Genomic DNA, 15,544 nt, shown 5'->3' with positions numbered 1-15,544 from the left:
GGTCCGCGCGCCGCGGCCTTCTTCGAAGTGCTCCGTCGCGCGGAGCTCGTGATCGTGCCGACCGATCCGCGCGCGCACGACCGATTGATGGCGACGCTTCAGACGCTCGTGCACGGCGCCGTGCTGGCGTTCGGCGATGTGCTGTGCGATGCGTCGCTCGATATCGACGCGCTGCTCGCACTCGCGTCGCCGCCGTTTCGCGTGATGTTCGCGCTGCTCGCGCGGATGACCCGCAATCACCCGGACGTCTACTGGGAAATCCAGACGCAGAACCCCTATGCGCGCGAGGCACGGCATGCGCTCACTGCTGCGCTGGCCCGCCTCGAACAGACTTGCGCGACCCATGACGTGACGGCGTTTCGCGACACGCTCGCGCGGGTCGACGCGCTGCTCGTGCGGCCGAGGCCGGACACGGTCGACCTCAGCAAACGGATCTTCGATCTCGTCGGCCGGTCCGCCTGAGCTTTCGCCGCGGCTCGCCGTTACTTCACGCCACAGGATGGAATCCTTATGTCGCTGAATCATGTGAGACAACGAATCGATGCGCTCGACGACGAAATCATCGACCGGCTGGGCGCGCGCCTGAGTCTGGTGCGCCAGGTGGCGACATTGAAGCAGCAAAGCGCGACGCCGGTGATGCAGCCGGGCCGCGTGGACGAAGTCAAGGCGCGCTGCCGCGCTCGCGGGGCGGCGCTGGCATTGCATGGCGAATTCGTCGACAAGCTGTACGACCTGATCATCGGGGAGGCCTGCCGCATCGAATACGAGGCAATACGCAATTCCGACTGACGTTTCATCCCTTCATTGACGGAAAGAGACACTCCCATGAAACATGAACCGACCGGCGCCTTCGAGGCCGCCACCGTGCTGAACGACATCTTCTCGGCAGACTACCGGTACCGCGAAGCGACGCTGAGCCTCACGGCGAACGAGAACTATCCCAGCGAGCTTGTGCGCCTGACGTCGGGCTCGACGGCGGGCGCGTTCTATCATGTGTCGTTTCCGTTCGACGTGCCGGATGGCGAGTGGCATTTCCCGGAACCGGGGCACATGCACGCCGTCGCGGACCGCGTGCGCTCGCTCGGCAAGTCGCTGCTACATGCCCAGACTTTCGACTGGCGCCCGAACGGCGGATCGGCGGCGGAACAGGCGCTCATGCTAGCGGCGTGCCAGCCGGGCGACGGCTTCGTGCATTTCGCGCACGGAGACGGTGGGCACTTCGCGCTCGAGGCGCTCGCGGCGAAGGCCGGCATCGAAATCTTCCACTTGCCCGTCGATCCCGACACGCTGCTGATCGATGTCGACCGTCTCGCGACGCTGGTCAATGCCCATCCGCGTATCCGGATCGTGATTCTCGACCAGTCGTTCAAGCTGCGCTGGCAGCCGCTGCGCGCGATCCGCGATGTATTGCCCTCGCATTGCACCCTGACGTACGACGCGAGCCACGATGGCGGGCTCGTGATGGGAGGCTGGTTCGACTCGCCGCTGCGCTGCGGCGCCGATGTCGTTCACGGCAATACGCACAAGACCATCGCCGGCCCGCAGAAAGCCTACGTCGCGTTCGGCTCGGCGGAGCATCCGTTGCTGACGGATACGTCGATCTGGGTGTGTCCGAACATCCAGAGCAATTGCCATGCCGAGCAGTTGCCGTCGATGTGGGTGGCGCTGAAGGAGATCGAGACATACGGCCGGGCCTATGCGGCGCAGGTGGTGCACAACGCGGCCGCGCTTGCGCGCGCTTTGCATGCGCGCGGCCTCGACGTATCCGGAGAATCGTTCGGCTTCACCGAGACGCATCAGGTGCATTTCAGCGTCGGCACGCCGGAAGCGGCGCTGGAGATGTGCCGCGACGTGCTGCATCGCGGCGGTATCCGGACCACGAATATCGAGTTGCCCGGCAAGCCGGGCGTACACGGCATTCGCCTGGGTGTTCAGGCGATGACGCGCCGCGGAATGGTCGAACGCGATTTCGAAGCGGTCGCCGGCTTCATCGCCGCGTTATGCACGCGCGAGCGGACGCCCGAGGACGTCGCGTCCGAAGTCGAAACGTTCCTCGGTGATTTCCCGCTTTCGCCGCTCGCGTTTTCGTTCGACGGCGGAATGACGGACGAACTGCGCGCCTCGCTCCGCCAGGGAGTGATGCGATGAGCATGCCGGCGTTCGAACGGCCGGATGACGGCGCAGCATCGCTTGCCGACGAACTGGTGAGCGTCGGGCGGATCGTCGGTCGCGAACTCGTCGACGCGGGCATCGGCGACGTGTTTTGCATTCCCGGCGATTTCACGATGCAGCTATGCCGGGAGTGGCTCGCCGTGCCCGGATTGTCGCTGCGGACCCTGTCGCACGAATACGGCGTCATGCTGGCCGCGCTCGGTAACGCCCTGGCCGCCGGCCGGCCGGCGGCGGTGTGCTTTACCTACGGCGTCGGCCTGATGAATGCGATGAACGGGATCGCGCAGGCCTACGTCGAACGTGTGCCCATTGTCGTGATCAGCGGCGCGCCCGGCGCACGCGAGCGAGGCGACCACGTATTTCCGCACCATACGATCGTCGATCACGGTACGCAGCTGCGCATGATGCGCGAACTGACCGTGCATCAGGAAATCGTATCGGATCCGCGCGACGTGGCCATTCAGGTTGCCCGGGCGGTGGCGGTGGCGCGCGACGCCAGCCGCCCGGTGTATGTCGAGCTGCCGCGGGATCTGTACCGTCTGGAGGTGCCGTACCGTCCGGCGCATCGCGAAATAGTGCGCACGGTGGGCGGCGGCCCGGAAGAGCGTGTCGCGGCCCGTGCCGCGGCGCGTGCCGCGCTCGCGCTGTCGTGCGCCGCGCGCGCGCCGGTGTTCGCGCCGGGACTCGAGATCAAGCGCTTCGGGCTTGCCGGCGAAGTGCGGGCGCTCGTGGAGCGGCTTGCGCTCGACTGGGTCGCGAGCCCGATGTCGCGCCAGGTGCTCGATCCGACCGTGGCGGGTTACCGCGGCGTTTATGCCGGTCCCGCGTCGCCGTCCGCCGGGACGCGGACGCTCGTCGAGACATCGGATTGCCTGTGGGTGATCGGCGAGCCGAATTCCGACGTCAACATGGGTCTGGCCGGCCGCGTGCCCGCCGGCGCGTTGATCCACGCGCACGATGGGTGGGTGAGTGTCGCCGGCGAACGGTATGCCGCCGGCACGCCGGCGTTCGTGGATGCGCTGGTCGAATGCGTCGTCGTCGACAGGGTGGCGCCGATTCGCGAAGCGCGGCCCGCCATCGCGCCGGTGCCGCCGGGCAACCCGGCCCCGCCGCCCGATCCGGCCGCGCCGCTGACGCCCGACGTGTTCGTCGCGGCGATGCGCCGGTATTTCGAACGAGAGCCTTCGCGGGTGCTGGTCGCCGATTGCGGCGATGCGTTTTTCATGTCGCTCGGCATGGAACCTCGCGATGTGCTGACTTCGTCGCTGTACATGAGCATGGGCATCGGGGTGCCGGGCGCGATCGGCTGGCAGCTCGGCTGCGCGTCGCGTCCGATCGCGCTCGTCGGAGACGGAGCGTTTCAGATGACGGGACTGGAACTGATGCACGCGCGCCGGTTCGGCGCGAGCCCGATCGTCGTCGTGCTGAACAACCAACGCTGGACGTCCCTGTCGTCGCAACCCGACGATGCGCCGCTCACCGCGCTGCCCGCCACCGATTTCATCCACATGGGCGCCTATCTCGGGGTGCAAAGCGCGCGGGCCGACACGGTTGCCGACCTCGAGCGTCTGCTCGCATGGGCGGACACGCTGGACGAACCGGTTCTGATCGACGCGCGCTTCGCGCCGGACACCCGCTCGACGCTTTGCGAGCAGTTCTTCGGCGCTGTCGGCGCCCAATACCATCTGTCGCCGCCGCGCTCGAGCGGCTCCATCACGGAGGCATGACGCAGCCATGCAAGCACGGAATCAGGTAGACATCCTGCCCTTGACCGCCGCCCAGAACGCCATCTGGATCGGCCACCAATTCGACACGGCGAGCAGCGCATACAACGTCGCGACCCAGGTCGGCCTCGACGCGGCGCTCGATGCCGATACGCTGCGCCGCGCGTTCGACGTCGCGGCGAACGAGGCGGACTGCCTGCGGATGCAGTTCGTGGAAAGCGACCCGGACGGTGAAGGCGTCGTTGGCCAGATACTCGCCGCGCGCGCGCAAGTCGCGTTCGTCGTGCGCGATTTGCGCGCCGAACCCGAGCCGGATTCGGCCGCACACGCGTGGATGGCGGCCGATGTGCGCCGCCGGATCGATCTATCCGCGGGTTGCCTCGTGCATGCCGCGCTGCTCAGGACCGGCACGCGCGACTATGTGTATCTCAAGAGCCACCACATTGCGCTTGACGGCTTCGGGCTGTCGATGGTTCTGCGTCGCGTCGCGCACGTCTACGGTGCGCTCGCGGCCGGCCGCGAGGCGGCCGCGCCGTCGTTCGGCCCGTTCGCCGGGGTGATCGAGGACGAGCGGGCGTACCGGGCATCGGCCGCCTGCGAAACCGACCGCGCGTACTGGCAGGCGTACTGCAAGGGATTGGACGATGTGCCGGCGCTGTGCGCCGGCACCGCGTTGCCGGCGGAGATCGCGGTGTGCCATACGCTGCCGCTGCCGGCGCCGTTCGTGGAGCGGCTGCATGGGTTCGCGAGCGAGTGCGGGACACACTGGGTCAGCGTACTGGTCGCCGCGTTCGGCGCGTTTGTCGGCCGGGCGACCAGCCGCCGCGACATCACGATCGGCCTGCCGTTGATGAACCGGTTGGGCGGCGCTGCCGCGTCGGTGCCGTGCACGATGGCGAACGTCCTGCCGCTGTCGCTCGACGTGCGCCCCGGCGCGTCGAGCGGCGCGCTGGTCGCCGCGGCCGATGCCGATCTCACTGCCATGCGGCGCCATCAACGCTATCGCGCGGAGGACATCCGCCGCGACTGTCATCTGATCGGCGACAAGCGGCGTTTGACCGGACCGCAGATCAACGTCGACGTATATAGCGATCCGATCGCCTTCGGCGCCGCGTCCGGGATGGCGCGCGTGGTGAGCGCGGGGCCGGCCGACGATCTGTCGCTGATGATCCAGCGCGGCGAGACGACCGGATCGCTATCGATTGTCGGGATGGCGAATCCGGCGCTGTACCGGCCGCACGAGCTGGTGCTCTGGATCGAGCGTTTCGTTGCGTTCGCCGGCGGTTTCGTTGCGGACGCGAAGCGCCCGGTCGGGCAGCTCGATGCCTGCTTGCCCGGCGACGGCGCCGGCGCGCGCGTGCCCGAACCGGTGGAGCGAAGCCTCGGCGCGACGCTCGTCGAGGTATTCGAACGACGGGCGACGGAGCGCCCCGACGGGCGCGCGGTGACCCTCGGCGATACGACGTTGAGCTACGCGGAGCTGGATGCGCGGGCGAACCGGCTCGCCCGGCATGTCGCGGCGATCGTCCCCGCACGCGGCAACCTGCGCGTCGCGCTGTTGCTGCCGCGCACGCTGGACGCGATCGTCGCGATTCTCGCGACGCTGAAGTTCGGTGCCGCGTATGTCCCGATCGATCCCGACGCGCCCCGCGAACGGATACACGCGATCATCGACGATTGCGACGCCGCGCTGATCGTGACGACGGCCGGGCTTGCCGGGCAGATCGACGCATCCGGGCGCCGGCTCGTCGTGCTCGACGCAGCGGAGACGATCGCGGCGGTTTCCGCTGCGTCAGCCGCGCGACCGTCGCGCGACGAAGGCATGGCGCCGGGTGCGGACGATCTCGCGTACATCATCTTTACGTCGGGTTCGACCGGCAAGCCGAAGGGCGTGAAGATCACGCACCGTAACGTGATCCGGCTTTTCGAAGCGACCGACGCATGGTTCCACTACCGGGACGACGACGTGTGGACGATGTGCCACGCGTATGTGTTCGATGCTTCGGTATGGGAAATGTGGGGCGCGCTCCTGCATGGCGGTCGGCTGGTGGTCGTGCCGCCGGAGACGACGCGCGCGCCGGATGCGCTGCTCGAACTCGTGGTGCGCGAAGGCGTCACCGTGTTCGGGCAGATTCCGTCCGCGTTCTATCGCTTCATGGAGGCGCAGGCGGACAATCCGGCGTTGCGTCAGGGGCTCAGGCTTCGATATCAGTGCTTCGGCGGCGAGGCGCTGGACCTCAGCCGGCTCAAGCCGTGGTTCGACTGGCATCGCGACAGCGGCACGCGTCTGCTCAATATGTACGGCATCACCGAAACGACGATCAACGCGACCTATCGCTTCATCGACGAGCGCGATGTCGACGTCGGACGCGGCAGCCTGATCGGCGAGGTCTACGCCGACCTCGGAATCGTCGTGCTCGACGACGCGCTGCGGCCGGTGCCGGCGGGGGCGTACGGGGAAATGTACGTGACGGGCGCGGGACTGGCGCAGGGCTACCTGAACCGCCCCGATCTCGATGCGGTGCGATTCGTGGCGAATCCGCACGGCCCGGCAGGCACGCGCATGTATCGCAGCGGCGACGTGGCCCGCCTGCATGCGGACGGCGTGCTCGAATACGTCGGGCGAGCCGACCATCAGGTGAAGGTCCGGGGCTATCGGATCGAAATGGGCGAGATCGAGTCGCGGCTGCGCGAGCACGCGTCGGTATCGGATGCGGTCGTATCCGTGCGGCGGGATGCGGTGGGCGATGCGCAGCTCGTCGCGCACGTCGTTGCGCGCCGCGGCGGGCGCATCGAGGCGGAAGCGCTGCGCGACTATCTGCGCGAGCGCGTGCCCGCCTACATGGTGCCCGCGGCATTCGGAACGCTCGATGCGCTGCCGATGACCCGCAACGGCAAGGTGGACCGTAAATCGTTGCCCGAGATCGCGACGGAAGCGGCGCGCGTCGTCGAACCGCCGCGCGATGCGCTCGACGAGCAGATCGTCGATCTCTGGCGCGAGCAGTGCGGCGGCATCGCGATCGGCATCGACGACAATTTCTTTGATATCGGCGGCGACTCGATCAAGGCGATCCGGGTGGCGCGCGCACTCGACATGCCGGTGATGGCGCTGTTCGACGCGCCCACCATTCGCGCGTGCGCCGACTATCTGAGGACGGCGCGCGCCGAAGGCGGCAGCGAAGCGGGCAACCGTGCGCTTCATCATTTCAAACGGCCCGGCCACGCGCGCGTGCATCTGGTCTGCGTACCGTTCGCGGGCGGCAGTGCGTTGTCGTATCGCGAGCTTTCACGGGCGCTGCCGGACGGGTTCGCCTGCTCGGCGCTGCAATTGCCGGGACACGATCCGGCGGCGCCCGACGAGGCATTCGTCGATCTCGGCACGGTGATCGCGCGCGCGGTCGATGCGCTGCGCACGGAAGCGGTAGCGCCGATCGTCGTCTACGGCCACTGCGCCGGCAACGCGCTTGCGCTCGCGCTCGCGCGGCGCCTGATCGACGCCGGCACGCACGTGAGCGGCCTCGCGATCGGCGGAATGCTGCTGGACGAGGATGCGGATGCCGTGCTGGCCGAGGTGGGCGTGCGAACCGGCGAGAACATCGTCGACTTCCTGCGGCAGATCGGCGGCTTCAGGGACGTGCTCGACCCGGACACGCTGGCGGCGATCGCGCGGATGACCAAGCACGACGCGATGCAGGCCGCGACGTTCTTCGCCGCGGAGGCCCGTGGCCTTTCGCGGCTGGACGTGCCGCTGCATGTCGTGATCGGAGGCCGGGATCCGCTGACCCCGGATTACGCGCGCCGCTATCGCGATTGGCTGCGCTACTCGGACGCGGTCGACCTGGACGTGATTCCCGAGGGCGGCCACTACTTCGTCACCGAGCACGCCGACGCGCTGGCCGGGTTGCTCGCCGCGCGTTGGTTGCCGGCATCGAGCGCACCCGAGCGTGACCGGCAGGCGCTGCGCGCGTTCCTGAATCCGTTCGACGATGAAGACGAGCAGCACTATCTGCTGTCGAACGACATCGGCGCGTACTCGCTGTGGCCGACCTTCGCGCCGGTGCCGGAGGGCTGGCGAATCGTCGTCGGAGCCGCGTCGCGCAGGGCATGCCTCGACGCGCTTCCCGATCAACCGGCGGGCGCATGGACCGCCGCCCGCGACATCGCGGAGCAATGCATATGACGACTTTCGACGATTTTCCTCGCTATCCGGAAGCGGAGCGCTACCGTTGCGACGGCTTCTGGACCGGCGAGACACTCGGCGCGATGCTGCGTCGCGCCGCGCTTACGCGGCCCGACGCGCCGGCCGTCCTCGACGGCGGGCGGCGGGTGACATACCGCGAGCTGGATTCGACGGTCGATCGCATCGCGAACGGACTGGCGGCGGCGGGCCTGCGCGCGGGCGATCGCGTCGTCGTGCAGTTGCCCAATTCGATTGAGTTCGTCGAGGCGTTGTTCGGGCTTGCGCGAATCGGCGCGGTGCCGGTCATGGCGTTGCCCTCGGACCGGATCGGCGAACTCAAGCATGTCGCGGCCGGCACGGGAGCCGTCGGGTACTGGATTCAGGATCGGATCTTCGCCACGGACTACCTGCCCATCGCCGCCGAGCTGATCGATGCGGTCGATACGGTGCGGCACGTGTTCGTGGTGGGCGAGGCGGGGCGCTATCGCACGCACGCGTCGCTATATGGCGCCGAGACACGGCACCCCGAACCGGAGGCGAGCGCCGCCGCGCTCGTGATGCTGTCGGGCGGCAGCACGGGGCTGCCCAAGTTCATCGTCCGCACGCACGAGGATTACCTCTACAGCGTGCGGCGCAGCGCCGACGTGTGCGAACTGTCCGCGCGCACCGCTTATCTCTGTGTGTTGCCTGCCGCGCACAATTTCACGATGAGTTCGCCGGGCGTGCTCGGCGTGATTCATGCGGGCGGGTGCATCGTGATGCTGCGCGAGCCGAGCGGGCACGCCGCGCTCAACGCGCTGGCGTTCCTCGAGCCCGGCCGCGAGGCGTTCACGTCGCTCGTGCCGGGCCTGGCCCAGGCGTGGCTCGAAACCACACCGCCGCGCGCGTTTGCCGCGCTCGATTTCGTGCAGATCGGCGGCGCGGCGCTGAGTCCGGATGTCGCGGCACGCGTCCTCGAGCATTTCGGCTGCGAATTGCAGCAGGTGTTCGGCATGACGGAAGGCATGGTCGCCTACACGCGGCGCGGCGATCCTCCGGAACGGGTGCTGCACACGCAGGGGCTGCCGATGTCCATCGCGGATGAGATCGCGATCGTCGACGACGACGACCGGCCGGTGCCGGACGGCGAAACCGGCCATCTGCTGGTGCGCGGCCCTTACACGATTCCCGGCTATTTCCGCGCGTCGCCTCAGGCGGCGCTGGCGTTTACGCGCGACGGCTATTACCGCACGGGCGACCGTGTCTGCCGGCGCGCCGACGGCTACCTCGTGGTCGAGGGGCGTGTGAAGGATCAGATCAACCGGGGCGGCGAGAAGATCGCCGCCGAGGAGATCGAGTCCCATCTGCTGGCGTCCCCCTGCGTGTGCGAGGCGGCGGTCGTCGGCTTGCCGGACCGTTACCTGGGCGAGGTGTCGTGCGCGTTCGTCGTCGTCGCGGGCGAGACGAGGGACGCGCGCGCGCTTGCCGGTCAACTGCGCGCATTTGTGCGCGAGCGCGGCGTGGCTTCGTTCAAGGTGCCCGACATGGTGCGGATCGTGCCCGCGCTGCCCAAGACGACGCTCGGCAAGATCGACAAGAAAGTGCTGCGCGCGCGCTTCATACCCGAGTACGAAACCGCGCTCGGGGTCGCGTGAGCCGCGCGTCTAACGGAACATTGCCCGCCGCGGGGCGGGTCATCACGAAAGGGGATTCGTCATGGCATTACCCAGCATCAAACACTACGATCCGCCGGTGCAACCGGCGTCGCAGCGCGCCGGCGCGAATTGGCGCGTCGATGCGGGCCATACGGCGCTGCTGATCCACGACATGCAGCGCTATTTTCTGCGCGGCTACGAATCGGTCGAATTCGTCGAGCGGTTGGTCGGCCGGATCGTCCGGCTTCGCGCGCAGTGCGATGCGCTCGGCATTCCGGTCTATTACACGGCACAGCCGGGCGACCAGCGCCCGGAGGATCGCGGGCTGCTGTGCGATGTCTGGGGGCCGGGCCTCTCGTCGCGCGACGAGGACGTGTCGATTGTGGACGCGCTCGCGCCGCGTCCGCATGACGTCGTCATGACCAAGCACCGCTACAGCGCTTATGCGAAGAGCGATTTTCTCGACCGGTTGCGCGCGGCGGATACGCGTCAGCTCGTCGTGTGCGGCGTCTATGCGCACATCGGCTGCCTCGTGACCGCGACGGAAACGTTCATGGCCGACATTCAGCCGTTCTTCGTCGCGGATGCACTCGGGGATTTCTCCCGTGAGCACCATCAACTCGCGATCGACTATGTCGCCAGCCTGGCCGGCCGCGTGTTGACGACGGATGCGCTGTGCGCCGAGTTTGCGCGGGCGCGCGGCGAAGCGAAGGAGATGGTGTGATGACGGCGTCCTCGACGACATCCCCACTGACCCGCGCGCGCTTCCTCGCCGACGTGGCGACTGCGGCACGCATGGACGTCTCGTCCCTGTCCGACGATCTCAATCCGTTCGAGGCGGGCCTCGATTCGCTACGGTTGTTGCTGCTGATCGACGGCTGGCGCAAGCTCGGCACCGAGCTTGGCTTCGGCGAACTGGCCGAGCGGCGCACGCTCGGCGACTGGTGGGCGCTGATCGAGGCCCGTGAGCAGGGGGGCGCGTGAACGGGGCGAACTCGGACGGGCGTTTCGCCGACAGAACCTTCATCGTCACGGGGGCTGCGCGCGGCATCGGCGAGGCGGCCGCGCGGCTTCTCGCCGACGAGGGTGCCCATGTTCACGCGCTCGACGTCGCGGCGGATGCGCTGCACGCGTGGTGCGGCGCACTCGATCCGGCCACCGCGCGCCGCATCCGCCCGCACGTGGCGGACATCCGCGATGCGCAGGCAATCGGCTCGCTCATCGCGGCGCTCGACGACGAGCGGCCGATCGACGGTCTCGTCAACGCGGCGGGCGTGTTGTCGGCGGGCGCATTCCTGTCCACGGACGCGGACGCATGGCGGCGCATGCTCGACATCAATGCCTTCGGCACGCTCGTCGTGACGCAGGCGGCGGCCGCGCGCATGACGACGCGGCGGCGCGGCGCGATCGTGACCGTCGCATCGAACGCCGGCGCGACGCCCCGCTTCAATCTGACCGCCTATTGCGCGTCGAAGGCCGCCGCCGCGATGCTGACCCGCTGCGCCGGGCTCGAACTGGCGGGGTACGGCATTCGCTGCAACGTCGTGTCGCCCGGCTCCACCGATACGCCGATGCTGGCCGAGGTGGCCGGGACGGGGCCTGAGCGCGACGCGCGCTCGATCGCGGGCGACCCGGCCATGTTTCGCGGGGGGATCCCGCTCGGCAAGATCGCGACGGCGCGCGATATCGCGCAGAGCATTGCGTTCCTGCTGTCCGACGAGGCTGGCCACATCACGATGCGCGAGCTGGTGGTGGATGGCGGCGCGACTTTTTGAAGCGGACCGATGATATTGGCGACGAGGACAAGCATGACGAACGAAAGCGGCGAGATGTTGTCATTGCGATGGACGACGGGCACGGCCGTGCCGGATGGCGCATGGCCGCGCGCGGCGCAGGCGCTGGCGGCCGGCGGCGCGATCGCGTTGGCCGTCGAGGGCGACGCGCCGGATCTGGACGGATGCGCCGTCGACACGCTGCAGCGCTATCTGGCATTCATGTCGGGCATGACCGTACTGCGCGGCGACGCGGGGGCCGCCCCGGGGGATTCGCCGGCATTGCGCGTACCCCGCGGCACCTCCGCCGACGCGATCGCCGAGCATGCCCGGCGAGCCGCCGCCGCGGGACATGAGGCGCTGGTCTGCATCGCGGCGCGTGGCGACGGCGAGACGGATCTGTACGAAACGCTCGATGGGCTGCGCGACGTACCGCTGCGCACCGTCTGGCTCTACGACGCGCGCGACGGCGAGGGCGATGTCGCCTGGACGCAGGCGCTGCATCGCCGCTGCGGCCGCTCGCTGAACGGTGTCGCGGTGGCGGGGGGCTTCGAGGCGGCGTTGCGGGCATGCAGTCACTTCATTCACGGCACCCGGGGGCATCATGAGCGTTGAATGTGAATTCGCGACCGATTTCGATCTGGCGGCGCTCGTTCGTGCGCCGCTTCCGGCCGTCGTGACCGGTAGCGCGCTCAAGCCGTTTGCCATCAGGCTCGCGCGCCGGCTCGCGGGGCTGCGCGAGGACTACGCGCGGGAGTTCCTGTGCGTGTTCAGCCGCGAAACCACCCGAGGCCCCGAAACGATCGTCGCCATTGGCAGTGCGCTCGAGATCGACGCACGGCGCGAGGGCGATACGATGCATGTGTCGCTGCGAGAGGCGGGACGCGTGCTGTCGTCATCGTGCTTCGTCATTGACTGGAGCACGGAATTCCATCGGCAGATTTTCGATCGGCTGTCGGCGTTGGTTCGTCAGGCCGGACGCCGGCTGCCGGATGTGGCCGCGCTCGGCGGCTGGCAGTGCGCGACCCGCCCGGACACCCTGGCCCAGCCCGCGCGCTTCACGGTGCCGCGTATCGCGATCGAATTGAGCGACATGGGCGGCTTTCTCGTCGCGACGCCTGACGACGCGCCCGTTGCGGCCGCTGCGCTCGCCGGCTCGTCGGCCGCCGCCGACGAGCCGGCGAGCGGCTGGCGCGTGAGCGCGCGGACGAACGTGCCGGACGCGCCGGCCTACATCGACAGCCTTGTCGCCATGATCGGCGAGATGTCCGGAGAGGCGCGCGACAAGGTGGTGATCGGGCGCGAGGTACGCCTCGCGATCGACGGCGACATCTGTCCGCTGGCGCTGCTCGATTCCGTTGCGCGGCAGCAATCCAATCGCTACGAATACCTGTTTCGCTGGGACGGCGGCGATGCGTGGATCGGCATCTCGCCGGAAACGCTCGTGCGCGTTTCCGGCGGCGAGGTCTGCGTGGAGCCGCTGGCCGGCACGCGCAAGGGCAGCGGTATGGCTGACCGGCATACCCGCTATCGCAACGAGCTGCTGAGCGATGCGAAGGAAATCGAGGAGCACGAGACCGCCGCTCGCATGTTCGAGGATGCGCTCGGCCGCGTGTGCGTGCCCGGCACGCTGACGGTCGACCATGCGCGCGACGTGCTGGATCTCGGCTACGTCCAACACTTGCGCAGCAAGATGACTGGTCGGTTGCGCGCGGATACCGACGTGTTCGGCGTGCTGGCGGTTATTTATCCACCGGCCACGATCTGGGGGAAGCCGATCGGCCTGTGCGGAGAGCGGCTGCGTCGCTTCGAGCACATCGACCGCGGTTTCTTCGCGGGGGGGCTCGGGATGATCCGGCTCGCCGGCGATGCCGATTTCGCGCTGGCGATTCGCAGCGCGCGCGTGACGGGCCGCGAAGTGCGTATTTACGCGGGCAGCGGCATTGTCAAGGGTAGCGATCCGTATCGCGAATGGCTGGAAACGAGCAGCAAGATGCGTCCATTCCTCGAGAACGCCGCGTTCGAGCGCACATAACATTCGAAAATGCACGGGATATATGATAGTTTCAGCAACTCGCCGGAGGATGTCGCATTGATGCGGCGTCTGTAATGCAATTTTCACGATTATTCAACTCCCATGATTTCAATCGCTCTCCCCGACGGTAGCAAGCGCGCCTTCGACCACCCCGTGACGGTGGCCGCATTGGCGGCGGATATCGGCCCCGGGCTCGCCAAGGCGGCGCTCGCGGGCAAAATCGACGGCAAACTCGTCGACCTCGATTATCTGATCGGCACCGATTCGACAGTGGAAATCGTGACGGAGAAGCATCCGGACGCATTGCCGATCATTCGCCATTCGTGCGCGCACCTGCTGGCGCAGGCCGTGCAGCGGCTCTATCCGGCCGCGCAATTCTCGATTGGACCGGTCATTGAAAACGGTTTTTATTACGACATCGCGATTTCGCCGCCGCTGTCGGAAGACGATCTGCCGCGCATCGAGGCGGAGATGCGCGCGATCGTCGCCGAGGCCATTCCCGTGTCCCGCGCCGAGCTGTCGCGCGACGACGCGATCCGGTTCTTCTCCGACCGGGGCCAGACGTACAAGGCGGAGATTGTCGCAAGCATCCCCGAGAACGAGCGCCTGACGATCTACACGCAGGGCGAATTCTCGGATCTGTGCCGCGGGCCGCACGTACCGAGCACGCGCGCGCTGCGCGCGTTCAAGCTGATGAAAACGGCGGGCGCGTACTGGCGGGGCGATTCGAATAACGAGATGCTTTGCCGCGTCTACGGCACCGCGTGGCTGAACGACGCCGATCTGCAGGCCTATCTGCATCAGCTTGCCGAGGCGGAGCGGCGCGATCACCGCAAGATCGGCAAGCAGCTCGACCTGTTCCATATTCAGGAAGAAGCGCCCGGCATGGTGTTCTGGCATCCGCGGGGATGGAACGTCTGGCAGGCGGTCGAGCAGTACATGCGGCGGGTCTACGTCGAATGCGGTTACCAGGAAGTCAAGGCGCCGCAGGTTGTCGACGTGTCGTTGTGGAAGCGCTCCGGGCACTGGGACAACTACAAGGAGAACATGTTCTTCACCGAATCGGAGAAGCGCGAATATGCGCTCAAACCGATGAATTGTCCCGGTCACATCCAGATCTTCAAGCATGGGCTGCGCAGCTATCGCGATTTGCCGCTGCGCTACGGCGAATTCGGCGGCTGTCATCGCAACGAGGCATCGGGCGCGCTGCACGGCATCATGCGAGTGCGCGCGTTCACGCAGGACGACGGTCACATCTTCTGCACGGAAGCGCAGATCGAGGACGAGGTGGCCGCGTTCCATCGGCAGGCGATGAAGATCTATCGCGATTTCGGCTTCGACAGCGACAGCGTCGCGGTGAAGATCGCGCTGAGGCCGGAGTTGCGCCTGGGTTCGGACGACGTCTGGGACCGGGCCGAAAATACGTTGCGCGACGCGCTGCGCAAGTGCGGGGTCGAGTGGGAGGAGCTGCCGGGCGAAGGCGCGTTTTACAGCCCTAAGGTCGAGTACCACCTGAAGGATGCGATCGGCCGCGAATGGCAGGTCGGCACGATCCAGGCCGACTACCTGATGCCCGAGAAGCTCGGCGCGGAGTATGTCGACGAGCACTCGGAGCGCAAGACGCCGGTGATGCTGCACCGGGCGATCGTCGGCTCGATGGAGCGCTTCATCGGCATCCTGATCGAGCACCACGCGGGGCAACTGCCGGTGTGGCTCGCGCCGATCCAGGCGATGGTGCTGAACGTGACCGACGCGCAGCGCGAGTACGTGCATGACGTGCGTCGCGCGCTGATCGGGCACGGCGTGCGCGTCGACGTCGATGTCCGCAACGAGAAGATCGGCTACAAGGTGCGTGAACACGTACTGCAGAAGGTACCTTACCTGCTGGTCGTCGGCGAGCGCGAACGGGAAACGGGCATGGTATCGGTCCGCGCACATTCGGGCGAGGACCTCGGCACGATGACGATCGACGCGTTCGCGGCGCGGGTGCGGGACGAACGCCCCGCCTGAGCATTGCCGCAGGGTCA

At 67.7% G+C, this 15,544-nt stretch carries 12 protein-coding genes; all 12 read left to right on the top strand.

Features of this window, described 5'->3' with window-relative positions; translation table 11 throughout:
* On the top strand, positions 1 to 462 hold a 462-nt coding region (locus RZR99_RS07325), incomplete at its 5' end, for a prephenate dehydrogenase dimerization domain-containing protein (protein WP_323119080.1).
* Positions 463 to 510: 48 nt separating this feature from the next.
* Entirely contained in the window at positions 511 to 789 is a 279-nt protein-coding gene (locus RZR99_RS07320) for a chorismate mutase (RefSeq protein ID WP_323119079.1), read from the top strand.
* Positions 790 to 825: 36 nt separating this feature from the next.
* On the top strand, positions 826 to 2,148 hold the full coding sequence (locus RZR99_RS07315; RefSeq protein WP_323119078.1) for a hypothetical protein: 1,323 nt from the start codon (positions 826 to 828) through the stop codon (positions 2,146 to 2,148).
* Positions 2,145 to 3,899, top strand: a complete 1,755-nt coding sequence (locus RZR99_RS07310) for a thiamine pyrophosphate-binding protein (protein ID WP_323119077.1) — start codon at positions 2,145 to 2,147, stop codon at positions 3,897 to 3,899. Before RZR99_RS07315 ends, RZR99_RS07310 begins: the two co-directional genes overlap by 4 nt.
* 7 nt (positions 3,900 to 3,906) lie before the next feature.
* Positions 3,907 to 8,076 carry an amino acid adenylation domain-containing protein gene (locus RZR99_RS07305; protein ID WP_323119076.1) on the top strand — a complete coding sequence of 1,390 codons (4,170 nt, stop codon included), beginning with the start codon at positions 3,907 to 3,909 and terminating at the stop codon, positions 8,074 to 8,076.
* Positions 8,073 to 9,710 carry a (2,3-dihydroxybenzoyl)adenylate synthase gene (locus RZR99_RS07300; RefSeq protein ID WP_323119075.1) on the top strand — a complete coding sequence of 546 codons (1,638 nt, stop codon included), beginning with the start codon at positions 8,073 to 8,075 and terminating at the stop codon, positions 9,708 to 9,710. The genes RZR99_RS07305 and RZR99_RS07300 overlap by 4 nt, the downstream gene beginning before the upstream one ends.
* A 61-nt stretch (positions 9,711 to 9,771) precedes the next feature.
* A complete protein-coding gene (locus tag RZR99_RS07295; RefSeq protein WP_323119074.1) occupies positions 9,772 to 10,434 on the top strand; it encodes an isochorismatase family protein in 663 nt (220 codons plus the stop codon).
* Positions 10,434 to 10,694 carry a phosphopantetheine-binding protein gene (locus RZR99_RS07290; RefSeq protein ID WP_323119073.1) on the top strand — a complete coding sequence of 87 codons (261 nt, stop codon included), beginning with the start codon at positions 10,434 to 10,436 and terminating at the stop codon, positions 10,692 to 10,694. Before RZR99_RS07295 ends, RZR99_RS07290 begins: the two co-directional genes overlap by 1 nt.
* The gene (locus tag RZR99_RS07285) at positions 10,691 to 11,485 is read left to right on the top strand and encodes an SDR family oxidoreductase (RefSeq protein ID WP_323119072.1); all 795 of its coding nucleotides are present in this window, start codon (positions 10,691 to 10,693) and stop codon (positions 11,483 to 11,485) included. Before RZR99_RS07290 ends, RZR99_RS07285 begins: the two co-directional genes overlap by 4 nt.
* A 33-nt stretch (positions 11,486 to 11,518) precedes the next feature.
* The gene (locus RZR99_RS07280; RefSeq protein WP_323119071.1) at positions 11,519 to 12,097 is read left to right on the top strand and encodes a hypothetical protein; all 579 of its coding nucleotides are present in this window, start codon (positions 11,519 to 11,521) and stop codon (positions 12,095 to 12,097) included.
* Positions 12,087 to 13,517, top strand: coding sequence for a chorismate-binding protein (locus RZR99_RS07275; protein WP_323119070.1), 1,431 nt, complete (start codon positions 12,087 to 12,089; stop codon positions 13,515 to 13,517). The genes RZR99_RS07280 and RZR99_RS07275 overlap by 11 nt, the downstream gene beginning before the upstream one ends.
* A gap of 102 nt (positions 13,518 to 13,619) precedes the next feature.
* The gene (gene thrS, locus RZR99_RS07270) at positions 13,620 to 15,527 is read left to right on the top strand and encodes a threonine--tRNA ligase (protein ID WP_323119069.1); all 1,908 of its coding nucleotides are present in this window, start codon (positions 13,620 to 13,622) and stop codon (positions 15,525 to 15,527) included.
* The last annotated feature ends 17 nt before the right edge of the window (positions 15,528 to 15,544 follow it).

Origin of the sequence: Burkholderia alba (assembly GCF_034721475.1) — a bacterium.
In the GTDB taxonomy this organism is placed as follows: domain Bacteria; phylum Pseudomonadota; class Gammaproteobacteria; order Burkholderiales; family Burkholderiaceae; genus Burkholderia; species Burkholderia alba.
Note: the sequence above shows the minus strand (reverse complement) of the source record. Positions and strands in the feature narration are given on the sequence as shown.